Source organism: Roseovarius sp. A-2, from assembly GCF_002072155.1.
Taxonomy (GTDB): Bacteria; Pseudomonadota; Alphaproteobacteria; order Rhodobacterales; family Rhodobacteraceae; genus Roseovarius.
Genome location: NZ_BDIY01000002.1, coordinates 57,464 through 80,116, shown reverse-complemented (window position 1 = coordinate 80,116; position 22,653 = coordinate 57,464). Strand labels below are relative to the sequence as shown.

Annotated in this window: 21 protein-coding genes and 1 pseudogene; 14 read left to right on the top strand and 8 right to left on the bottom strand. The window is 63.3% G+C overall.

Annotated elements, in window-relative coordinates; all coding sequences use genetic code 11:
* Window positions 1-151: 151 nt before the first annotated feature.
* Window positions 152-2,431 (bottom strand): NADP-dependent malic enzyme, encoded by a 2,280-nt coding sequence (locus BHD06_RS03695; protein WP_080455648.1) that lies wholly within the window; start codon window positions 2,429-2,431, stop codon window positions 152-154.
* 183 nt (window positions 2,432-2,614) lie between these two features.
* Here BHD06_RS03695 and upp point away from each other — a divergent pair, with 183 nt between their 5' ends.
* Together upp and BHD06_RS03685 are read left to right on the top strand one after the other, a co-directional pair.
* The gene (gene upp, locus BHD06_RS03690; RefSeq protein ID WP_080455647.1) at window positions 2,615-3,247 is read left to right on the top strand and encodes a uracil phosphoribosyltransferase; all 633 of its coding nucleotides are present in this window, start codon (window positions 2,615-2,617) and stop codon (window positions 3,245-3,247) included.
* 71 nt (window positions 3,248-3,318) lie between these two features.
* Window positions 3,319-4,662 (top strand): SPOR domain-containing protein, encoded by a 1,344-nt coding sequence (locus BHD06_RS03685; protein ID WP_254892303.1) that lies wholly within the window; start codon window positions 3,319-3,321, stop codon window positions 4,660-4,662.
* A gap of 15 nt (window positions 4,663-4,677) precedes the next feature.
* On the opposite strand, the gene BHD06_RS03680 is transcribed toward BHD06_RS03685, so the two are convergent.
* The 3 genes and pseudogenes from BHD06_RS03680 to BHD06_RS24185 form a co-directional block, all read right to left on the bottom strand.
* Window positions 4,678-5,676: a type I glyceraldehyde-3-phosphate dehydrogenase gene (locus tag BHD06_RS03680; protein WP_080455645.1), complete on the bottom strand. Its 999-nt coding sequence runs from the start codon at window positions 5,674-5,676 to the stop codon at window positions 4,678-4,680.
* Between the two features lie 98 nt (window positions 5,677-5,774).
* The gene (locus BHD06_RS03675) at window positions 5,775-6,416 is read right to left on the bottom strand and encodes a sulfotransferase family 2 domain-containing protein (protein WP_080455644.1); all 642 of its coding nucleotides are present in this window, start codon (window positions 6,414-6,416) and stop codon (window positions 5,775-5,777) included.
* 106 nt (window positions 6,417-6,522) lie between these two features.
* Window positions 6,523-6,695 (bottom strand): annotated as a pseudogene (locus tag BHD06_RS24185) (fasciclin domain-containing protein); the annotation flags it as partial.
* A 489-nt stretch (window positions 6,696-7,184) separates the two neighbouring features.
* Here BHD06_RS24185 and cobS point away from each other — a divergent pair.
* Window positions 7,185-8,171 (top strand): cobaltochelatase subunit CobS, encoded by a 987-nt coding sequence (gene cobS, locus BHD06_RS03665; RefSeq protein ID WP_080455643.1) that lies wholly within the window; start codon window positions 7,185-7,187, stop codon window positions 8,169-8,171.
* A gap of 18 nt (window positions 8,172-8,189) precedes the next feature.
* A complete protein-coding gene (cobT, locus tag BHD06_RS03660; RefSeq protein ID WP_080455642.1) occupies window positions 8,190-10,067 on the top strand; it encodes a cobaltochelatase subunit CobT in 1,878 nt (625 codons plus the stop codon).
* A 34-nt stretch (window positions 10,068-10,101) separates the two neighbouring features.
* Here the strand turns inward: cobT and BHD06_RS03655 are convergent, their stop codons facing one another.
* Window positions 10,102-10,362 carry a DUF2312 domain-containing protein gene (locus tag BHD06_RS03655; RefSeq protein WP_080455641.1) on the bottom strand — a complete coding sequence of 87 codons (261 nt, stop codon included), beginning with the start codon at window positions 10,360-10,362 and terminating at the stop codon, window positions 10,102-10,104.
* Between the two features lie 143 nt (window positions 10,363-10,505).
* Between BHD06_RS03655 and BHD06_RS03650 the strand changes: the two genes are divergently transcribed.
* Complete coding sequence (locus BHD06_RS03650; RefSeq protein WP_080455640.1) at window positions 10,506-10,721, top strand: hypothetical protein; 216 nt, start codon at window positions 10,506-10,508, stop codon at window positions 10,719-10,721.
* A 16-nt stretch (window positions 10,722-10,737) separates the two neighbouring features.
* On the opposite strand, the gene ribA is transcribed toward BHD06_RS03650, so the two are convergent.
* The gene (gene ribA / locus BHD06_RS03645) at window positions 10,738-11,832 is read right to left on the bottom strand and encodes a GTP cyclohydrolase II (protein WP_080455948.1); all 1,095 of its coding nucleotides are present in this window, start codon (window positions 11,830-11,832) and stop codon (window positions 10,738-10,740) included.
* Between the two features lie 159 nt (window positions 11,833-11,991).
* Here ribA and BHD06_RS03640 point away from each other — a divergent pair, with 159 nt between their 5' ends.
* The 6 genes from BHD06_RS03640 to BHD06_RS03615 all read left to right on the top strand — a co-directional run bounded on the left by BHD06_RS03640 (window position 11,992) and on the right by BHD06_RS03615 (window position 17,346).
* Entirely contained in the window at window positions 11,992-12,678 is a 687-nt protein-coding gene (locus BHD06_RS03640) for a response regulator transcription factor (RefSeq protein ID WP_080455639.1), read from the top strand.
* Between the two features lie 290 nt (window positions 12,679-12,968).
* Window positions 12,969-13,757 carry an exodeoxyribonuclease III gene (locus tag BHD06_RS03635; RefSeq protein WP_080455638.1) on the top strand — a complete coding sequence of 263 codons (789 nt, stop codon included), beginning with the start codon at window positions 12,969-12,971 and terminating at the stop codon, window positions 13,755-13,757.
* A gap of 56 nt (window positions 13,758-13,813) precedes the next feature.
* A complete protein-coding gene (locus BHD06_RS03630; RefSeq protein ID WP_080455637.1) occupies window positions 13,814-14,734 on the top strand; it encodes a co-chaperone YbbN in 921 nt (306 codons plus the stop codon).
* Window positions 14,735-14,760: 26 nt separating this feature from the next.
* On the top strand, window positions 14,761-15,408 hold the full coding sequence (locus tag BHD06_RS03625; protein WP_080455636.1) for an LON peptidase substrate-binding domain-containing protein: 648 nt from the start codon (window positions 14,761-14,763) through the stop codon (window positions 15,406-15,408).
* Complete coding sequence (locus BHD06_RS03620) at window positions 15,405-15,596, top strand: Trm112 family protein (protein WP_080455635.1); 192 nt, start codon at window positions 15,405-15,407, stop codon at window positions 15,594-15,596. Before BHD06_RS03625 ends, BHD06_RS03620 begins: the two co-directional genes overlap by 4 nt.
* 142 nt (window positions 15,597-15,738) lie before the next feature.
* Window positions 15,739-17,346, top strand: a complete 1,608-nt coding sequence (locus BHD06_RS03615; RefSeq protein ID WP_080455634.1) for a peptide chain release factor 3 — start codon at window positions 15,739-15,741, stop codon at window positions 17,344-17,346.
* Window positions 17,347-17,449: 103 nt separating this feature from the next.
* Here the strand turns inward: BHD06_RS03615 and BHD06_RS03610 are convergent, their stop codons facing one another.
* Complete coding sequence (locus BHD06_RS03610; RefSeq protein WP_080455633.1) at window positions 17,450-17,947, bottom strand: YHS domain-containing (seleno)protein; 498 nt, start codon at window positions 17,945-17,947, stop codon at window positions 17,450-17,452.
* A gap of 152 nt (window positions 17,948-18,099) precedes the next feature.
* On the opposite strand from BHD06_RS03610, the gene BHD06_RS03605 reads away from it, so the two are divergent.
* Window positions 18,100-18,582, top strand: coding sequence for a thioesterase family protein (locus BHD06_RS03605; protein WP_080455632.1), 483 nt, complete (start codon window positions 18,100-18,102; stop codon window positions 18,580-18,582).
* 6 nt (window positions 18,583-18,588) lie between these two features.
* On the opposite strand, the gene BHD06_RS03600 is transcribed toward BHD06_RS03605, so the two are convergent.
* A complete protein-coding gene (locus BHD06_RS03600; RefSeq protein WP_080455631.1) occupies window positions 18,589-19,329 on the bottom strand; it encodes a methyltransferase domain-containing protein in 741 nt (246 codons plus the stop codon).
* A gap of 63 nt (window positions 19,330-19,392) precedes the next feature.
* On the opposite strand from BHD06_RS03600, the gene gloB reads away from it, so the two are divergent.
* Together gloB and clpA are read left to right on the top strand one after the other, a co-directional pair.
* Window positions 19,393-20,160, top strand: a complete 768-nt coding sequence (gene gloB, locus BHD06_RS03595) for a hydroxyacylglutathione hydrolase (RefSeq protein WP_080455630.1) — start codon at window positions 19,393-19,395, stop codon at window positions 20,158-20,160.
* A gap of 154 nt (window positions 20,161-20,314) precedes the next feature.
* The gene (gene clpA, locus BHD06_RS03590) at window positions 20,315-22,651 is read left to right on the top strand and encodes an ATP-dependent Clp protease ATP-binding subunit ClpA (protein ID WP_080455629.1); all 2,337 of its coding nucleotides are present in this window, start codon (window positions 20,315-20,317) and stop codon (window positions 22,649-22,651) included.
* Window positions 22,652-22,653: the final 2 nt, after the last annotated feature.

Genomic DNA, 22,653 nt, shown 5'->3' with positions numbered 1-22,653 from the left:
GGATCGCGGCGGGACACAAGGCCGCAGAAATTTTGCAGAAATCGCAGAACGTGGCTTGCAAATTTTTGCAAACCTCACGTTTATGCGCGACTTCTGGAAAAGGTTACATTGTTTTGCAAAACTGCAAACAAATTCCTGCAAATCCGCGATTCTACCCGTAATGCGCCACCGGCGTGCCCGCGATGGCCGCCATGTTCAGCAGCCCGCGCGGGGTGATCGACGGCGTCACGATATGCGCGCGGTTGCCCATCCCCATCAGAATCGGCCCCACTTCCAGCCCGCCGGATTTCACCTTGAGAATGTTGCGCACCCCCGAGGCCGCATCGGCATAGGCGAAGACCAGCACATTTGCCGCCCCCTCCATCCGGTTGCCCGGCAAGAGGCGCGCGCGCAGTTCCGGGTCGAGGGCCGCGTCGATATTCATCTCGCCCTCATAGGTGAAATCGCGCGGCACCTCGTCGAGCAGGGCGAGTGCGGCGCGCAGACGCTTGGCCCCCTCGTCCTGCTGACTGCCGAATTGCGATTGCGAACACAGCGCCACCTTGGGCGTGATCCCGAAGCGACGCACATGGCGCGCAGCGCCGATCGCGGTTTCGGCCAGATCGGCGGGATCGGGGCGCACCCGTACATGCGTATCGGCGATAAAGAGCGGCCCGTCCTCCAGGATCATCATGCTCAGCGCACCATGCGGGTGATGATCGGGATCGCCCAGAACCTGGTTGACATAGTTCATGTGCCAGCGGAATTCGCCGAAAGTGCCGCAGATCAGGCAATCGGCCTCATCGCGATGCACCATGACCGCGCCGATGGCGGTGGTGTTGGTGCGCATGATCGCGCGGGCCAGGTCGGGGGTCACCCCGCGCCGCGCCATGATACTGTGATAGGTCTCCCAATAGTCGCGGTAGCGCGGGTCATCCTGCGGGTTCACGATGTTGAAGTCGCGTTCGGGCCGGATCGTCAGCCCCGCCCGTTCGCACCGCCGTGCTATCACCTCGGGACGACCGATCAGAATCGGTTGTTCGGTGGTTTCCTCCAGGATCGCCTGCGCGGCGCGCAGCACGCGCTCATCCTCGCCTTCGGCAAAGACGATGCGCCGCGCGGCGGTGCGGGCGGCCTCGAAGACCGGGCGCATGAGCAGGGCCGACTTGAACACGCTTGCATCCAGATCGGCCTTGTATTGCTCGAGATTCTCCAACGGACGGGTGGCCACGCCCGTCTCCATCGCCGCGCGCGCGACCGATGAGGACACGATGCCTGAGAGACGCGGATCGAACGGCTTGGGAATAAGGTAATCAGCCCCGAAGGTCATCTGCTCGCCGCGATAGGCCGCCGCCGCCTCGGCGCTGGTCGAGGCGCGGGCCAGTTCGGCGATGCCCTGCACGCAGGCCACCTGCATCGCGTCGTTGATCTCGGTCGCGCCCACGTCGAGCGCCCCACGAAAGATGAACGGAAAGCACAGCACGTTGTTGACCTGATTGGGAAAATCCGACCGTCCCGTGGCAATGATCGCATCCGGCACCGCCGCGCGGGCGGCATCGGGCATGATCTCGGGATTGGGATTGGCCAGGGCAAAGACGATCGGCCGCTTGGCCATGCTGCGCACCATTTCGGGCGTGACGATATTGGGGCCGGATAGCCCGAGAAAGAGATCGGCGCCCGCGATCACCTCGTCGAGCGTGCGCAGGTCGCTGGCCTGCGCGAAGGCCGCCTTTTCCGGGTTCATGTCCTCGGCACGGCCCTCATGGACCAGCCCGTGAATGTCGCACAGCCAGATATTCTCGCGCTTGACGCCCAGTTTCACCAGCATGTTGAGGCAGGCAATGCCTGCCGCGCCGCCACCCGCCGAGGCGACCTTGATATCCTCGAAGCGCTTGCCCGCGACATGCAGCGCATTCACCGCCGCCGCGCCAACCACAATGGCCGTACCATGCTGATCGTCGTGAAAGACCGGGATATCCATCCGTTCGCGGCAAATTCGTTCAACGATGAAACAATCCGGGGCCTTGATATCCTCCAGATTGATCGCGCCAAAGGTGGGGCCAAGCGCACAGACGATCTCGGCCAGTTTCTCGGGGTCGGTCTCGTCCAGTTCGATATCGAAACAGTCGATATTGGCGAATTTCTTGAAGAGCACCGCCTTGCCCTCCATCACTGGCTTGGACGCGAGCGCGCCGATATCGCCAAGCCCCAGAACGGCGGTGCCATTGGTGACCACCGCCACCAGGTTGCCGCGCGACGTGTAGCGGCTCGCGGTCTTCGGATCGGCCTTGATCTCCAGACAGGCCTCGGCGACGCCGGGGGAATAGGCGCGCGCCAGGTCACGGCCATTGGCCATCGGCTTGGTCGCGCGGATCTCCAGCTTTCCGGGCTTGGGGAATTCGTGATAGTTGAGCGCCGCCTGACGCGGAGCATCTTTCTGATTTTCGGTCATGGCCACCCTCCCTGCGGTGGAATTAGTTTAACACTAAACTACCTTCCGTGCATCCATATCACGCAGCGTCAATCTTGCAAGTGCAGCTTGCAACGGCAAGCGGCGTGCCGCAATCCCGGCGTTGCCCTGCCCGCCGTTTTCTGGAAAACAAGACCCAAGCCCTCGCAACCCGGAGTTCCCTGCATGACCGATCACCTGACCATCGTCACCCACCCGCTCGTGCAGCACAAGCTTACGCTGATGCGCAAGTCGCACACCCCGACCGCGCATTTCCGTCAGCTGCTGCGCGAGATCAGCCAGCTTCTGGCCTATGAGGTGACACGCGATCTGGCGATGACGAGCGAGCGTATCGAGACCCCGCTGGTCGAGATGGACGCACCTGTGCTTGCAGGCCCGAAACTGGCGCTGGTGTCGATCCTGCGGGCGGGCAACGGGCTGCTCGACGGCATGCTCGACCTGATCCCCTCGGCGCGGGTGGGCTTCATCGGGCTGTACCGCGACGAGGCGACGCTCAAGCCGGTCGAATACTACGCCAAGCTGCCGGCCGGTCTGGAAAACCGCCGCACGATCGTGGTCGATCCGATGCTGGCCACCGGCAACTCCTCTGCCGCGGCGGTGTCGATGCTCAAGGCGAAAGGCGCGCGGGATATCCGCTTTCTGTGCCTGCTCGCGGCCCCCGAAGGCGTCGCACGGATGGCCGAGGCCCACCCCGACGTGCCGGTCACCACCGCCGCCCTAGACGAGCGTCTGAACGACAGGGGATATATCCTGCCGGGACTAGGGGATGCGGGTGACCGGATGTTCGGCACAAAATAAGCTAATAACTGTTTACTAAACGGCAAAAATAAGGCACCCTCCGGCCAATTGAACCTTGGGGGTGCATGTCCGTGAAAAAGTTTTCCCTGACCGCCTGCGCCTGCGTGGCGCTCATCGTCGGCCCGGCACCGGCGCAATCGCTGCGCGACGCGCCGGTGCCGGCGGAATTCCCGCCGAGTTCCTATAACGCGCGGCAATATGTCGACAGCCAGGGCTGCATTTTCGTGCGCGCCGGTGTCGCGGGCAATGTAACATGGGTGCCGCGCATGACCCGCAGCCGCGAGCCGCTCTGCGGGTTTAAGCCAACCCTGACGGCGCAGGCCGCGCCACAACCCGCCGCACCTGCGCCCACACCTACGCCGCGGGCGGCGGCCACGGCCGCGCCGGTCGCAGCCACCCCGCCCGCGCCCCGGACGACCGCAAGCCCGGCCCCGGCACCCCGACAGGTTGTGGTGCGCACAGCCCCACCCACGCCAAAGCCGGAACCCAAGGCCACCCCCGCGCCCGCACCCAAGGCCGCAGCACCCGCGCAGACCCGGCAGGCCCGCGTCATCACCCCGCCGGACCCGGGCCGCACCGCCTGTACCGGTGCAACTGGCGTCTCAGCCGCCTACATGGTGCAACGTAACGGCTCGCCGGTGCGCTGCGGCCCGCAGCCCACTTCGTATGTGAGCTATGTGCGCAACAGTACCGGGCGCAGCGGCACGACCACGACATTGCCACCAGGCACGCCGATTGCGCGCGGTCAGGCCCCCGCAGGCACACGGGTCGTCCCGACCCGGATCTATTCCGAGCAGCAGAAAAGCCTGGTCAGCGTCAGCGTACCCGAAGGGATGCAGCCGGTCTGGGAGGATGACCGCCTGAACCCGAGGCGCGCGCACCAGACCTTCGAGGGCATGGCACAGATGGAGGTGATGTGGACCAACACGGTGCCGCGCCGCCTGATCGACCGCCAGACCGGCGCGGATGCAATCCACAGATATCCCGGCCTGCAACCGCCCTATACCAGCTTCGAGCAGCAACGCGCGGCGGGCGTCAATGTCGCCACGCGGGGCCGCATCACGCCCGAACCGCAGACCGTGCGCCGCATGGCGCGCGCCGCGACCCCGGCGCAGCCCCCCGCCGCGACACAGCCGACGGCGACGGTCTCGACGCGCTCCACCTCGGACGACGCACCGCAATCCGCCAGCCATCGTTACGCGCAGGCAGGGATTTTCGCGGATGCGAGCCAGGGCAAGGCCGCCGCGCAGAAGATCGCACGCGCCGGACTGCCCGCAAGACGCGGAACCCTGAACCGGGACGGGCGCGAACTGACGCTGGTACTCGCCGGGCCCTTTGCCACGCAGACGCAGCTTGAGCGCGGCGTCGCGCGGCTGCACGGGCTTGGCTTTGCCGATGTAAGGCTGCGCAAGTAAAGCCGCGCGGCGGGCTCAACCCCGCCGTGCGATCCGCCGGGCCATGTCGAGCATGCGGCAGGAAAACCCCCACTCATTGTCATACCAGCCAAACACCCTTAGCAATCCGCCCTGCGAGACCGATGTCTGCGGCCCGCTGAGCACCAGGCTCTCGGGGCGGCCGCGCAGATCGCAGGACACCACCGGATCTTCGGTCCAGCCCAGCCAGTTTCGCGTCTGCGCGGCCCCGTGCAGCATCGCGTTCACCGCCTCCAGCGTCACCACCTCACGCGTCTGAACCGTCAGGTCGATACAAGAAACACTGGCCGTCGGCACCCGGATCGCGCGCGCCTCGATCCGGTCTTTCAGTGCCGGCAGGACAAGCCCGGTCTGATGCTGCGCGCTGGTGGTGGTGGGCACCATCGAGAGCGCGGCTGCGCGGCTGCGCTCGGGCAGGTCGCGGGGTTTGTCTACCGTCGGCTGGCTGCCGGTATAGCAATGCACCGTGGTCATCTGGCCGCTGACGATGCCATAAGCCTCATCCAGCAGCCGCGCGAGCGGGGCAAGCGCGTTGGTGGTGCAGGACGCGTTGGAAATGATACGCTGATCCCTGAGATCATCGTCATTGGCCCCCATGACAAGGGTCACATCCGCCTCAGCCGAAGGCCCGGACACCAGCACCGCATGCGCGCCCGCCTCGATCCCGCGCTCGGCCATCGCCCGTTTGCCCCCCATGCCGGTGCATTCCAGCACCAGATCCACGCCCGAGAGGTCGAGCGCCCGCAGATCGCGTTCGGAGTGAAAGGGAATCTCGTGACCATCCACGATCAGCACCCCGTCCCGCGTGCTCACCTGCCCCGGCCACGGCCCGAAAACGCTATCGTATTGAAACAGATAGGCGCAAGTGGCAAGCGGCTCGATGTCGTTGATGCAGACCAGCTCGAAATCGCCGCCGTCGCGCATCAAGATACGCAGCAGGGTGCGGCCGATCCGGCCAAAACCGTTCATGGCGATGCGGATGGGGGCGTGTGGCATGTATCCTCCGGCGTGACAGGTCAACGGGGCTGACATTGATCCGCAGGCGGGTGAATGGCCAGAGGCGAAACAAAATTTGATCAAATCCCACGCGGCGATCAGAACGCATAACCGAAGCGCGCGATATCCTCGGCTGCGACGCGCGCGACGATGGCGGCCTGTTCGTCGGAGTAATAGCCGCGATACGCGCCGCGCTCCGACATGTTCACACGTGGCAGATCGAGCCGAAAACCCAGATGCGACCAAAGCGGCCCGGCATCCTCGGCGACATGTTCCAGCCGGATATAAAGCCGACAGCGCTCCACCCCGTCAGCAGCGGTCATGTAATGCCGCGCGGGGTGTGCGGCCCAGGCGGCCTGCGTCTCGGGGGCCTCCAGAAACCCGCCGAAATCACGCGATGCGGCCAGCCGCACCGCCGGGTGATCAAAGCTTTGCCCGCGCAGCCAGTGATAATAGCTGACCATCCGGTCCCAGGGGTTGCGCACCAGCGTGAAGGAGAACGCATCGGCGATCTCTGCCGGGGTGAGCAACCCGTCGATATCACCGAGCGTCGCGTGTTTCCAAAGCCGCCCGCGCGCCTCAAGCCCCCTGAGCCGCCCCCGCCTGCGCCGCGCCTTGGGCGTGTCGCCGATCAGGATGTCATCCGCCATGGCGCGACTTTCGAGCGCCTGCGCCATCGCGGTGCCGCCGGTCTTGGGGATATGAACAAAGATGTAACCGCGTCCGCGAGAGATGATCATGCTGGCCCCAGACCGCTTGCGAGGCTTGAAAGGCCCCCCTGTCGCCACTGCATATACCCGAGGGTGCGGTGATGGGATAGCCGCACGCCCGAAAGTGGTGGCCCGTCGCGAACACGGTAAACGGACCCTCGCCGTGCAGCGGCTCGACAAGGCCGCGGCCTTGACGGCGCCGACCAGCGTTTCGTGATCGGCAGAATTGACGGCGTTCTCGATGATGTTCTTTTCGGGATACATCTCGGCCTCGCCGACCATCGGGTTGTCCATCCCGGCAAACGCCATTGTAGCGGTCAGGGCAAGCGCGCCGGTGGCTGTTAAAATCTTCTCGGGTGTCGTGTCTCCTCGGTTGGATCAAATGGCCTGCGGGCCGTTGGGCCGAAGGTCACGAGGAGGCACGACATGGGGACCAAAAGAGTTTCAGATTTTATCCGCAACCGTGTGCCAGCAATGTTGAGTGCATCGCAAGAGGCTTGGGGCGGTCGTTCCGCCTCTCGCACAAATGCGCGGAATCAAGACGCAGAAGGCATACAGCGCCTTGAACGCGACCCGATCCCCCCTGAGCCACGCGCGCTATCAGATTTTCGATGTCCGCGCGCGTCGTCACTCAACCGCCGAAGCCCTGTTCGCAGTCCGATCCTGGCATGCCTTGCTCATATGACCAGACCTGCCTGCCTTTTAGGGCCAATCCAATCTTGCCCCTTCCCCTTGCCCTCACCTGCGATATGTTGCACGACGAAACCGAGGAAATGACCCGATTGAAGGACCGGCGATATGGCTGACGGCACAATTGACATCAATGCGAAACCGACCGAGGAAATCTCCGTCCGTGAAACCTTCGGGATCGACACGGACATGATCGCCAAGGGGTTTTCAGAACGCAGCGAGCGGGTGCCGGAATTCGATTCGACCTATAAATTCGATCCCGACACGACGCTGGCCATCCTTGCCGGGTTTTCCCACAACCGCCGGGTGATGATCCAGGGCTATCACGGCACCGGCAAATCGACCCATATCGAGCAGGTCGCCGCGCGGCTGAACTGGCCCTGCGTGCGGGTCAATCTCGACAGCCATATCAGCCGCATCGACCTCATTGGCAAAGACGCGATCAAGCTGCGCGACGGCGTGCAGGTGACCGAGTTTCACGAGGGCATCTTGCCCTGGGCACTGCGCAACCCGACCGCGATCGTGTTTGACGAATACGACGCCGGCCGCGCCGATGTGATGTTCGTCATTCAGCGCGTGCTGGAGGCCGACGGCAAGCTGACGCTGCTCGATCAGAACGAGGTGATCACACCCAACCCGTTCTTCCGCCTCTTCGCCACCGCCAACACGGTGGGCCTCGGTGATACGACTGGCCTCTATCACGGCACCCAGCAGATCAACCAGGGTCAGATGGACCGCTGGTCGCTTGTCGCGACGCTCAACTACCTGAGCCATGACGCTGAGACCAATATCGTGCTGGCCAAGAACCCGCTCTACAACACCGCCGAGGGGCGCAAGACCGTCAGCCGCATGGTGACGGTGGCCGATCTGTCGCGCACCGCCTTCATGAATGGCGAGTTGTCGACGGTGATGAGCCCGCGCACCGTGATCGCATGGGCGCAAAACACCAATATCTTCCGCAATGTAGGCTATGCGTTCCGGCTGACCTTCCTCAACAAATGCGACGAGTTAGAGCGTCAGACGGTGGCGGAATTCTATCAGCGGTGTTTTGACGAGGAACTGCCGGAAAGTGCGGCGAATGTGAGCGTGCAGTAAAGACGCGACCGGGACATCATGAACAAACCCTCCGACAACCCCGCCGATCCGTTCAAGAAGGCGCTCGCCAATGCCACCAAGGTGATGGCGGATGACACCGAACTGACGGTCAGCTATTCGGTCGACCCGAGCGGCGTTTCGGGCGATGCGATGCGCCTGCCGCAGGTCAGCCGCCGGATGAGCCGCGAGGAGGTGCTGCTCGCGCGCGGCACGGCGGATGCGCTGGCGCTACGGCACAAGTTCCACGATGCCGCGCTGCACAGCCGCTATGCCCCGCCCGGCGACATGGCCCGCGATCTCTACGAGGCGATGGAAACCGCCCGCTGCGAGGCCGTGGGTGCCCGCGAGATGCCCGGCACCGCCACCAATATCGACGCCAAGATCGCGCAGGATGCCACGCGCCTCGGATTCGAGCAGATCACCAATTCCGCCGACGCCCCCCTGCCCGCCGCCGCAGGCTACCTGATCCGCCATCTTGCCACCGGGCGCGACATGCCCAAGGGTGCGCAGAACGTGATGAATCTGTGGCGCGGCTTTATCGAGGAGCAGGCCGGCGGCACGCTGGAAAACCTGCAAGATACGCTCGCCGATCAGACCGCCTTCGCCAAGTTCGCCCGCCGGATCATCGAGGATCTGGGCTATGGCGATCAACTGGGCGATGACCCCGACAGCGCCGAGGACGACGCCGAGGACGACGCCGAGGACACCGGCGAAGAGCAGGAAGAGCCCGACAGCAGCGGTCAGGATGACAGCGACGAGGAAGAGGCCGAGGCCGACCCCGAGCGCAGTCAGGACGAGCAGCAGGACGCGCAACAGGCGCAGGTCAGCATGGACGAGATGTCCGACGAGGAGATGGACGAGGAGACCGAACTGCCCGAGGGCGAGGCCCCGCTGGAGCCGCCCGCACCGCAGCCGATCTCGGATGCCGATCCCAATTACATCGTCTACAACACCGACAATGACGAGGAAATCCGCGCCGAGGATCTGGCCGACCCGGTCGAGCTGGAACGCCTGCGCGCCTATCTCGATCAGCAGCTGGAGCCGCTGAAAGGCGCGGTGTCGCGGCTCGCCAACAAGTTGCAACGCCGTCTTCAGGCGCAGCAAAGCCGCAGTTGGGAATTCGACCGCGAGGAGGGCATTCTCGATGCCGGGCGTCTGGCCCGCGTGGTCGCCAACCCGACCACGCCGCTCAGCTTCAAGGTGGAAAAGGATACCGAGTTCCGCGATACGGTCGTGACGCTGCTCTTGGACAATTCCGGCTCGATGCGCGGGCGGCCGATCTCTATCGCCGCGATATGCGCCGATGTGCTTGCGCGCACGCTGGAGCGGTGCTCGGTCAAGGTCGAGGTGCTGGGTTTTACCACCCGCGCGTGGAAAGGCGGGCAAAGCCGCGAGAAATGGCTGGCGGAGGGCCGTCCGCAGCTACCGGGCCGCCTGAACGACCTGCGCCATATCGTCTACAAATCCGCCGACGCACCGATGCGCCGGACGCGCGACAATCTGGGCCTGATGATGAAAGAAGGCTTGCTCAAGGAAAACATTGACGGCGAGGCGCTCGAATGGGCGCACCGACGCATCACCGCCCGCAAGGAGGCGCGCAAGATCCTGATGGTGATTTCCGACGGCGCGCCGGTAGATGACAGCACGCTCTCGGTGAACCCCGCAAATTACCTGGAAAAACACCTGCGCGACGTGATCGCCATGGTCGAACGGCGCAAACAGGTCGAACTGCTGGCCATCGGCATCGGCCATGATGTCACGCGCTATTACGACCGCGCGGTGACAATCACCGATGCCGATCAGCTGGCGGGTGCCATGACCGAACAACTGGCCGCGCTGTTCGACAGCGACCCGAGGGCGCGGGCGCGGATGATGGGTATCAGACGGGCCGGGTAGCCGGAGTGATGATCGGCACGCAAAACGCGCGCCGTCACCCCATGCCCAGCGCTTCCTTATACATCTCCAGCACCGCCTCTTCCTCGGCGATGTCATCCTTGTCGCGCTTGCGCAGCGCGATCACCTTGCGCATGACCTTGGTGTCATAGCCGCGCGCCTTGGCCTCGGCCATCACCTCTTTCTGCTGGTCGGCGATGTCCTTCTTCTCGGCTTCCAATCGCTCGAATCGTTCGATGAACTGGCGCAGCTCATCGGCGGTGACGCGATAATTCGCCTCGGACGTCATGTCGTTCATGGGGATGCCTCCGCTCTGGACAGGGCGCATGACTAGCGGCGTGCGCGCATGCTTGCAAGCGGCATCTCACGCCCCTCTTGCAGGACGCGCCGGTTTCGCTTAGGCGCAGGGCAAACCTGCGCTTACGAGGGAGAGTGACCGCCATGGAGATCGTGATCTGGCTCGGAGCCGCCGTGTCGCTCGCCGGTCTGGCAGGGCTCATCTGGTGCATCCTGACGGTCTGGAAGGCGCGCCGCTCCGGGCAATCCGACACCGAGTTGCGTGCGACGATCCAGCGGGTCGTGCCGCTCAACACCGGGGCGCTGTTCCTGTCGGTGCTCGGGTTGATGATGGTGGTCGTGGGGATCATGCTGGGCTAGCGTGACCCCGATCCACTTACAGCAAATGCCCGGATTTCATGGCCTTGGTCGCCAGATAGGCGTGGTTATGGGCGTTCTCGCCCAGCTTCAGCGGCACCCGTTCGACAACCGTGATGTCGTTCTGTTCCATCATCGCGATCTTGGCCGGGTTGTTGGTCAGCAGCCGCACCGCCGAAAACCCCATCATCGTCAGGATGCGCGCGCCGATGCGGAAATCGCGTTCGTCATCCTCGAAGCCCAGCCGATGATTGGCCTCGACAGTGTCGAACCCCTGATCCTGCAAGCTGTAGGCGCGCATCTTGTTGGCAAGGCCGATGCCGCGCCCCTCTTGATTGAGATAGAGCAGCACGCCCGCGCCTTCAGTGCCCATCTGAGTGAGCGCGCCGCGCAGCTGCGGGCCGCAATCGCATTTCAGACTGCCCATCAAATCACCGGTGAAACAGGCCGAGTGCAGCCGGGCCAGAACCGGGGCATCGCGGTCGGGCTGGCCTATCTCGATGGCGTAATGCTCTTCGCCGCCATCTTCGGGGCGAAAGATATGCAACCGCCCCGCCTCGGACACCTCCAGCGGCAGGCGGGCGCTGACCACCGGGTGCAGCGGGCTGGTGCGCATCAGTTGCGGCGTGGCCTGATCGAGCGTCACGCGGGTCAGCCCGTGGCGCGCGGCAAAGCCCGCACCGTCCGTCAGCGTCAGAACCACGGCGGCCGGCAGCAGGCGTGCGGATTTCACGAGGCCGAGCGCCAACCGGTGCAGCCCGGCATCGCCGCCGCGTTGGGTCTCCAGCGGGCCCTTCATCGGGGTCTTGAGATCGTCCGCCGGATCGGCCACCGCCAGCACCCAGGGCAGCCGCGCATCGGGCGGCAGCACCACCCGCGCCAGATCGCCGTCATAGGCGCGCGCCTTGAGCGTGGCGGCGCGCCGTGCTGTAATTGCCAGCACGGGGGTCCGTCCAAGCGCGCGCAGATCCGCCAGCCGCTGCGCGTCGAGCGTCTCGGCGGCCATCACCAACGCGGCGCTGCCATCTGCCGCGCACAGCACCACCGGCACACCCATCCGCAGGTCGGAACGGGCACGCGCGATGATCTCGGTGATGTCGGGCGAAAGGCTCATGCGGGTCTCTCCGATTGCGTCCATCCGTCATGTAGAGTGTTTCGTGACGAAATGAAAGAAAACGCTCGCAGCGTAACACGTGGGCGTGAGGCGCGTGTTGCACATCTTGTCGCAGGCCCGCTTGTGACGCATGTTCCGTCAAAGGAAGAGGATAACGACATGGCACAGGTCAAGAAAATTCTGCTCGTGGATGACGACGACGATCTGCGCGAGGCGCTGAGCGAACAGCTTGTCATGACCGAGGATTTCGACGTGTTCGAGGCTGACACCGGCGCGGATGCGATGCACAAGATCAAGGATATGATCTACGATCTGGTCATTCTCGATGTGGGCCTGCCCGACACCGACGGACGCGAGCTTTGCCGGCTGATGCGCAAGCAGGGGGTCAAGTCGCCGGTCCTGATGCTCACCGGGCATGACGGCGATGCCGATACCATTCTGGGGCTCGATGCCGGGGCGAATGACTATATCACCAAGCCGTTCAAGTTCCCGGTGCTGCTGGCGCGTATCCGCGCGCAACTGCGCCAGCACGAACAATCCGAGGACGCGGTGTTCCAGCTTGGGCCCTACACGTTCAAACCGGCGATGAAGATGCTGATCACCGAGGATGAGCGCAAGGTGCGCTTGACCGAGAAGGAAACCAACATCCTCAAGTTCCTCTACCGCTCGACCGAGGGCGTGGTGCCGCGCGACATCCTGCTGCACGAGGTCTGGGGCTACAATGCCGGGGTGACGACCCACACGCTGGAAACCCATATCTACCGTCTGCGTCAGAAGATCGAGCCCGATCCCGGCAATGCTCGCCTTCTGGTAACGGAATCGGGCGGGTATCGCCTTGTGGTTTAAAGGACACGCTCGCCTGACTTCGATCAAAGTCTTATCTGCACATCAGGATTAATCTGCTAATATTGTATTCATGTATGGTTATACATGAACCTCCCTGTTGGACTGGCCCCGGCACTCTCGCCGGGGCTTTTTTCTTTTTGAGCGGTTACTTGGGGGCACTGCCTCCATCGCTGCACGCGGCGATTCCCCCGGATATTTGCGGCCAGAAGAAACCCTACCCGCATAATCGCGTCTGGAAACGCGGCGCGCATCGCTTTAGGCTCCGCGCGAACGCAGACAGGAGATCCCGCATGAGCTTGACCCTCGCCACATGGAACATCAATTCGGTCCGGCTGCGCGAGGGGCTGGTGGCGCGTCTGATGGAGGACGAAGCCCCCGACATCCTGTGTCTTCAAGAATGCAAAAGCCCCGTGGACAAGATCCCGTTGGAACGGTTTCAGGCGCTTGGCTACACCCATATGGTCGCACGCGGGCAAAAGGGATATAACGGCGTGGCAATCCTGTCGAAATTGCCGATCGAGGATGCGGGCGACATGGATTTCGCCGCCTTAGGTCATGCCCGCCACGTGGCGGGGCGGCTGGAGAACGGGGTCACCATCCATAATTTCTATGTGCCGGCAGGCGGTGACATTCCCGACCGCGAGAAGAACGAGAAATTCGGCCAGAAGCTCGATTACCTGACCGGGATGCGCGACTGGTTCCGCGACAGCCGCCCCGAGCGGGCGATCCTGGTGGGGGATCTCAACATCGCCCCGCGCGAGGATGATGTATGGTCGCACAAGCAACTCTTGAAGATCGTCAGCCACACGCCGGTTGAGGTGGAGCATCTGGACAACGCGATGGAGGCAGGCGGCTGGCATGACGTGACCCGCGCCGACATTCCCGAGGGCCAGCTGTACAGCTGGTGGTCGTATCGCGCCCGCGACTGGGACGCCGCCGACAAGGGCCGCAGGCTCGATCATGTCTGGGCCAGCGGCGATATCCGCGCCGCCGCCCACGGCAGTCGCATCCTGCGCGACGCGCGCGGCTGGGAAAAACCGTCGGATCACGCGCCGGTATTTGCGCAATTCGACCTTTGACTCCGCGCTCCGGCCCCTCATATAGGGGCCAACACAATGATGAAGGATGGTGAGACATGCTGGAACTGGGTCAAACACAGTCGAAACCCGCGGCAGGCGACCTGATCAAGGACGTGACCGAGGCCGATTTCATGGCCGAGGTGGTCGAGGCATCGCAGAGCGTGCCGGTGATCGTCGATTTCTGGGCGCCGTGGTGTGGCCCGTGCAAGACGCTTGGCCCCGCGCTCGAGGCGGCGGTGACGCGCGCGGGCGGGGCCGTGAAGATGGCCAAGGTCAATGCCGACGAGAACCAGATGATCGCGGGGCAATTGCGCATTCAGTCGTTGCCCACGGTCTATGCGTTCTGGCAGGGCCAGCCGATCGACGGCTTTCAGGGCGCGATTCCCCCCTCCGAGATCGACGCCTTCGTGGCCCGCGTGATCGAGGCGTCGGGCGGCACACCCGAGGGCGGCGGCCTTGATGAGGCACTCGATGCCGCCGACGAGATGCTGGAGCAAGGGGCCGTTGCGGATGCTGCGCAGACCTATGCCGCGATCCTGCAGGAGGACGGACAGAACGCCCGCGCCTATGCCGGGATGGCGCGCGCGCAGATCGCGGCGGGCGATCTCGATCAGGCCGAGGCGATCCTGAACGGGGCCCCCGCCGAGATCAGCAAATCGCCCGAGATCGAGGCCGCGCATGCCCAGCTTGCCCTCGCGCGGCAGGCGGAGAATGCCGGGCCGGTCGGTGAGCTACGCGTCGCCGTAGAGGCCGACCCGGACAATCATCAGGCCCGCTTTGACCTCGCGCAGGCGCTCTATGCCAAGGGCGAGGCGCAGGAGGCCGTGGACGAATTGCTGGAGTTGTTCCGCCGCGATCGCGAGTGGAATGACGGGGCCGCCAAGGCGCAGCTTTTCACCATTTTCGAGGCACTCAAGCCAAACGATCCGGTGCTGCTCAGCGGGCGGCGGAAGTTGAGCTCGATGATATTTGCCTGAACCCCGCGCCGGGCTAGGTTAGCGGCATGACACATAACATCGATCTGCCTGAGATCATTCCGGTTTTCCCGCTGCCCGGCGCGCTGCTTCTGCCGCGCTCGCGCTTGCCGTTGCATTTGTTCGAGCCGCGCTATCTGGCGATGTTCGAGGATACGCTCAAGACGCCCGGACGGCTGATCGGGATGGTCCAGCCCAACAAGGTGCCGGGCCGCGATGGCGGCACCGGGCTGCACACCATCGGCTGCGTGGGCCGCGTGACGCAATTTTCCGAGACCGAAGACGGGCGCTACATGATCACGCTCACCGGGCTCTCGCGCTACCGGGTGATCGAGGAGGTCGAGGGCTTCACACCCTACCGGCGGGCCAAGGTGTCGTGGTCGGGCTTCGAACGCGACATGGGACCGGCCGACAGCGATGTGGGCTTTGACCGGGATGGGTTCATGAACCTGCTGTCACGCTATTTCCAGGCGCGGGAGTTGCAGATAGATTGGGAGTCGCTCAAGGAGGCGGAGGACGAATTGCTGATCAACTCGCTGTCGATGCTGCTTGGGTTCGAGCCCGAGGACAAGCAGGCGCTGCTCGAGGCGCCGTCACTGAGCACCCGGCGTGAGACGCTGGTAACGCTGATCGAATACACGCTGCGCGGCGGCGATGACGAGGGGATCATGCAATGACCGACGAACCGGCGGCACCCGCTTTTGACCGGCGCATGCTTGACGGGCTGATCTGCCCGCAGACGCATAGCACGCTTGACTATGATGGCGGGCGGCAGGAGCTGATCAGCCGCTCCGCCGGTCTGGCCTTTCCGATCCGCAACGGCATTCCGGTGATGCTGATCGACGAGGCGCGCCGTCTCGAATGAGCGGGGCGGACGGGCGCAATCGGCCTGTTCGGGATCGCGGATAAGCCACCGACGCAATACCGACAGAATACCGACGCGATACAGACGGCCTTCATCCAGCCCTCGCTTGCGCCCTTCACCTCCCCCCTCTATACGGCGAGCCATGTTGGATATCCGCACAAACCGCCCCGATCTGCCCGCCGAGATTGCCCGGCGGCGGACCTTTGCCATCATCTCCCACCCCGACGCGGGCAAGACCACGCTGACCGAGAAATTTCTGCTCTATGGCGGCGCGATCCAGATGGCCGGACAGGTCCGCGCCAAGGGCGAGGCGCGGCGCACGCGCTCGGATTTCATGCAGATGGAAAAGGACCGGGGCATTTCCGTCTCAGCCTCGGCAATGTCCTTTGATTTCCAGACCTTCCGGTTCAATCTGGTGGATACACCCGGGCACTCGGATTTCTCCGAGGACACGTACCGGACGCTGACGGCGGTCGATGCCGCCGTGATGGTGATCGACGGCGCCAAGGGCGTCGAGAGCCAGACCCGCAAGCTCTTCGAGGTCTGCCGCCTGCGCGATCTGCCGATTCTGACCTTCTGCAACAAGATGGACCGCGAGAGCCGGGATACGTTTGATATCATTGATGAAATTCAGGAAAACCTTGCCATCGACGTGACGCCTGCCAGTTGGCCCATCGGCCAGGGCCGCGATTTCGTCGGCTGCTATGACATGCTCAACAACCGCCTCGAACTGATGGACCGCGCGGACCGCAACAAACTGGCGGAATCCGTCAAGATCAACGGCTTGGACGACCCAAAACTCGACGAACACGTGCCCGCCGATCTGGTGGCCAAGCTGCGTGAAGAGGTCGAAATGGCGCGCGAACTGCTGCCCGAACTCAACCCGCAATCGGTGCTCGAAGGACATATGACACCGATCTGGTTCGGCTCCGCGATCAATTCCTTCGGGGTCAAGGAACTGATGGACGGCATCGGCACCTATGGCCCCGAACCGCAGGTGCAAAAGGCCACCCCCCGTGAAATCGCGCCGGAAGAGACTCAGGTCACCGGCTTTGTCTTTAAGGTTCAGGCCAACATGGACCCCAAGCACCGCGACCGGGTGGCCTTTGTCCGCCTCGCCTCGGGCCATTTCAAGCGCGGTATGAAGCTCACCCATGTGCGCTCCAAGAAACCGATGACGGTCTCGGCCCCCGTGCTCTTTCTCGCCTCCGACCGCGAACTTGCCGAAGAGGCCTGGGCCGGTGACATCATCGGCATCCCTAACCACGGGCAATTGCGCATCGGTGATACGCTGACCGAGGGCGAAGCGCTGAAGGTCACGGGCATCCCGTCCTTCGCGCCGGAACTGCTGCAACAGGCGCGTGCGGGCGACCCGATGAAGGCCAAGCACCTTGAAAAAGCCCTTATGCAATTCGCGGAAGAGGGTGCTGCCAAGGTGTTCAAGCCCGCTTTTGGGTCGGGCTTTATCGTGGGCGTCGTGGGCGCGCTGCAATTCGAGGTTCTGGGCAGCCGGATCGAGCTGGAATACGGGTTGCCCGTCCGCTTCGAGGGTAGCCAGTTCACCTCTGCCCGCTGGGTGCAGGGCGACAAGCAGGCGGTTGAAAAGTTCACCGCCGCCAACAAGCAGCATATCGCGCATGACAATGACGGTGACGTGGTCTACCTCACGCGGATGCAATGGGACATCGACCGGGTAGAGAGGGATTACCCCGATATTACCCTGACCGCGACCAAGGAAATGATGGTTTAGAGATTTTGCGCAAGGTCGTTGGAGCACCGAAAATATCGAGTGTATTGATCTTGCGCGATTTCGAGTCGAGGACGCCTCTCAGCTTTCTCTAAAATTGCTTTGGTCACGCACCGTCGCGCAGGATTTCCGGCCAGCGTTCATCGCCGCGCGCGATGAAGCCGGGGATATCCTCTTGCCAAAGGCTCTGAATGTCGTCGTTGTAATTCAGGTAGAGCTTGCCATCGACGATTTTCCAGTTGCCGGGTTGGGTGGAATAAAGCTTGCCCTTTTCGGCCACGGCCCAGGCACAGAACCCGCCATATTGCGGGGCAAAGCGTGCGGGATCTTCGGCAAAGGCCGCGCGATTCTCTGCGTTTGCGAATTGCCATGTGGCCCCGTTCCACTCAAAGCTGTGCGCCTGCGTGCCGGGCACCGCGCGGCCGTCGGTGAAATAGGCCACAGGATCGGTGCCCCGGATCGCCACGCCCTCAGGCGCATAGACCGGGGCGGCGGCCAGTTCCTCGAAACCGCCGTCAAGGTGCGGCACTCCGAGGGCGGCCAGCGCCCCCAGGCCGAGAACAGCTACCGCGATAACACCGCGTCGCCGTGTAATGTTAACCATGCTCAACTCCTGACATGTGTTCCAGGTTGATTTAGGGCCGGATGGCGAAAATCCAAATCACGAAACCGCGTGGTGCGCGTCATCGCCGCCATTGCCATTCTGGCATGAATGCCGCAAAAACGCCCGCGTAATCGCTTTCAGAGGTTTCTCCAATGCCCGACGCCAGGCCCTTTCTCTCCAGCTTTCACGCGATCGAAGAAGGCTGGATCGACTTCAACGGGCATCTGAACATGGGCTATTACACGGTGCTCTTCGACCGCTGCGCCGACGAGGCCTTTGCCAAGTTGGGATTCGGGCCCACCTACGTCGCGACGCGCAACCTCACCACTTTCAGCGCCGAATTCCACATCCGCTACCTGCGCGAGGTCAAGCTGGGCGACCGTGTGCGCAGCAGCTTTCACCTGATCGACCATGACGAAAAACGGTTCCATTCCTTCCAGCAGCTCTATCACGAGGATGGCTGGCTCGCGGCCACCGGCGAGGGGCTGACGCTGCACATTGATCTTGACGGGCCGCGCGTGGCCCCGATGCCCGAGGATGTCCACGCCCGCGTCAAGGCGATGGCAGAGGCGCATGCCGCCCTGCCCCGCCCCGAGGGCATCGGGCGCAAGATCGGTATCCACCGCAAGGGCTGAGCCCCGTCAGACCGGCTTGGCCTTAGGCTGCGGGGACAAGACGCCAAGCGGCTTGCGCACCTTGTCGCGCAGCCCCGGCCCGCTCGGGGCCTGAACGCGTTTGGTCGCCTCCACCATCAGCACGCCGCCCGCCGCAACCATCGACAACCGCATGCCCATCTTCTCCCACATTCCCGCCGTCTTGCGCCAGAACGGCTTGTCCGAGGGCGGCTGATAGAGCGTCGTGGCATGACGCTCGGGCAGGAATTCGTGCAGCTTCAACTGGTTTTCAAGCTGCGTCTGGCTATAGGGTCGCCCGAAGCCGAACGGCGTGCGATCCGACCGCGACCAGAGCCCGGCCCGGTTCGGCACCAGGAAAAGCGCCGATCCCCCCGGCCCCAGCACACGCCAGCATTCCTCAAGCAATGCGCCGGGCTGTTCGGAAGTTTCGAGCCCGTGCACGACCAAGAGCTTGTCGACATGGCCGGTTTCCATCGGCCACATCGTCTCTTCGCACAGCACCGAGATATTGGGCATGCCCTGCGGCCAGCCGATCACCCCTTGCGGCGCAGGCATCAGGCCGACCACGCGCCGCGCATCCGCGAGATACGGACGCAGAAACGGCACAGCAAAGCCGAAGCCCGCCACGGTCTGCCCATGCGCCTCGGGCCAGAACGTGGCGATCTGCGCGCGCAACGTCTTTTGCACCGCACGCCCCAATGGGCTGCGGTAATAGAAATTTCGCAGGTCCTGTACGTCCAGATGCATTGCAGAGCATCCCGTTATCGGTCAAGCTGAAGCGTAGCACCAACTGGCTACCGGGAAAATACCATGACTTTGCAAATCGTTACCATTCCCTGCCTGTCGGACAATTACGCCTATCTCGCGCATGATCCCAAGACGGGGGCCACGGCGGCCGTGGACGTGCCCGAAGCAGCGCCGATTATCGCCGTGTTGCAGGCAAAGGGCTGGACGCTGTCGGATGTGCTGCTGACGCATCATCATGCGGATCATGTGCAAGGCTTGGGCGAGCTTCTTGAGGCCGCGCCCGCGCGCGTGATCGGTGCCGCAGCCGACGCCCATCGCTTGCCACCGCTCGATCTGGCGCTGAACGAAGGCGATACCGTGCGCATTGGCGCGGAAGATGGCCGCGTGATCGACGTCTCGGGCCACACCGTGGGACATATCGCCTTTCACTTCCCCGCAAGCCGCGCGGCCTTTACCGCCGACAGCCTGATGGCCCTGGGCTGCGGCCGGGTGTTTGAGGGAACAATGCCTCAAATGCACGAGAGTCTCGCGAAACTTGCCGCACTTCCGCCCGAAACCATGATATACTCAGGGCATGAATACACGCAGACCAACGCAAAATTCGCAATGACCGTTGATCCGGACAATCCAAGACTTAAATCAAGGATCAAGGAGATCGACGTGGCACGCGCAGCGGGCAAACCCACGGTTCCCTCGACGCTGAAGGAAGAACTGGCAACCAACCCCTTCCTGCGTGCGTCCGATCCGGGCATTCAGGCGCATCTGGGAATGACGGGGGCCGAACCGAGCGCGGTCTTTGCAGAAATCCGCGCGAGAAAGGACCGATTCTGAGGCGGATGTGATCGAAATTGCGACCGGTATCACGAAAAATGACCCGGTATTATGAAAAAATCCTTGAAGCATGGCCGGTAACGACCAAACTTTAAGACTATGAGGCCAAGGTTGTGGGCGTCCCGCCCCGGCCAAGATCAGAAGGAGCACGACCGTGCCTTCATTCTCGAACACACTCGAACAGGCAATCCATGCGGCCTTGGCGCTGGCCAATGCGCGGCGACACGAATTCGCCACGCTCGAACATCTGCTGCTCGCCCTCGTGGACGAGCCCGACGCCGCGCGCGTGATGAAGGCCTGCAGCGTCGATACCGAAGAACTCCGCACCACCCTGGTGGAATTCATCGACGATGATCTCGCCAATCTGGTCACCGATATCGACGGATCCGAGGCGGTGCCGACCGCCGCCTTCCAGCGGGTGATCCAACGCGCCGCGATTCATGTGCAATCCTCCGGTCGGACCGAGGTGACCGGGGCCAACGTGCTTGTCGCGATCTTTGCCGAACGCGAATCGAACGCGGCTTATTTCCTGCAGGAACAGGATATGACGCGCTATGATGCGGTGAACTTCATCGCCCATGGCGTGGCAAAGGACCCTGCTTACGGCGAATCGCGCCCGGTGACCGGTGCGACCGATCTCGACGATGACGGCACCGCCAAACAGGCCGAAAGCGACGCGGTCGAGGCGGGCGATTCAGCGCTTGCGAAATATTGCGTCGATCTCAATGAGAAGGCGCGCACCGGCGATGTCGATCCGCTAATCGGGCGCGATTCAGAGGTGGAGCGTTGCATTCAGGTGCTGTGCCGCCGCCGCAAGAACAACCCGATCCTCGTCGGCGATCCCGGCGTCGGCAAGACCGCTATCGCCGAGGGACTCGCGCACAAGATCGTCAACGGCTGGACGCCCAAGGTTCTCTCGGGCACCACGATCTATTCGCTCGACATGGGCGCGCTGCTCGCGGGCACCCGCTATCGCGGCGATTTCGAGGAGCGGCTCAAGGCGGTGGTGACCGAGCTTGAGAAACACCCCGATGCAGTCCTCTTCATCGATGAAATTCACACCGTGATCGGCGCAGGGGCCACCTCGGGCGGGGCAATGGATGCCTCTAACCTGCTCAAACCCGCGCTTCAGGGCGGCAAGCTGCGTTGCATGGGCTCGACCACCTACAAGGAATATCGCCAGCATTTCGAAAAGGACCGCGCGCTGTCACGCAGGTTCCAGAAAATCGACGTGGCGGAACCGACGGTCGAGGATGCGGTCAAGATCCTCAAGGGTCTTAAGCCCTATTTCGAGGATCACCACAGCGTTAAATACACCAATGACGCGATCCGCACCGCCGTTGACCTCTCGGCGCGCTACATCAACGACCGTAAGCTGCCCGACAAGGCCATCGACGTGATCGACGAGGCGGGTGCCGCACAGCATCTGGTCGCAGCCTCCAAGAGGCGCAAGTCGATCGGTGTCAAGGAGATTGAGGATGTAGTGGCAAAAATCGCCCGCATCCCGCCCAAGAACGTCTCCAAGAACGACGCCGAGGTGCTCAAGGATCTCGAAGGCGCACTCAAGCGGACCGTGTTCGGTCAGGACGACGCCATCGTCGCACTCAGTTCCGCGATCAAGTTGGCGCGTGCTGGCCTGCGCGAGCCGGAAAAGCCGATCGGCAATTACCTCTTCGCCGGGCCCACGGGCGTGGGCAAGACCGAGGTGGCCAAGCAGTTGGCCGACTCCCTTGGCGTGGAATTGCTGCGCTTTGATATGTCGGAATACATGGAGAAACACGCGGTCTCGCGCCTGATCGGCGCGCCTCCGGGCTATGTCGGTTTCGATCAGGGCGGGCTCTTGACCGATGGCGTGGATCAGCATCCGCATTGCGTGCTGCTGCTCGACGAGATCGAAAAAGCACATCCGGACGTGTTCAACATCCTGTTGCAGGTGATGGATCACGGCACACTGACCGACCATAATGGGCGCAGCGTGGATTTCCGCAACGTGGTGCTGATCATGACGTCGAACGCGGGGGCCACGGAACTGGCGAAATCCGCCATCGGCTTTGGACGCGACCGGCGCGAGGGCGAGGATACTGCCGCCATTGAGCGGACCTTTACGCCCGAGTTCCGCAACCGTCTGGATGCGGTGATCTCCTTCGGACCGCTGCCAAAGTCGGTGATCCTCAAGGTGGTCGAGAAGTTCGTGCTACAGCTTGAGGCGCAACTGATGGATCGTGACGTGACGATTGAACTGACCGAACCGGCTGCCGAATGGCTCGCCGACAAGGGCTATGACGACAAGATGGGCGCGCGCCCGTTGGGTCGCGTCATTCAAGAGCATATCAAGAAGCCGCTGGCAGAGGAATTGCTCTTCGGGCGCCTGTCCAAGGGCGGCGTCGTCAAGGTCGGCGTCAAGGACGGCAAGATCGATATCGAGATCGAAGGCCCTGCCGCGCGTCGCCTGACGGGTAAGAAGAAGCCGCCGTTACTCACGGCGGAATGATG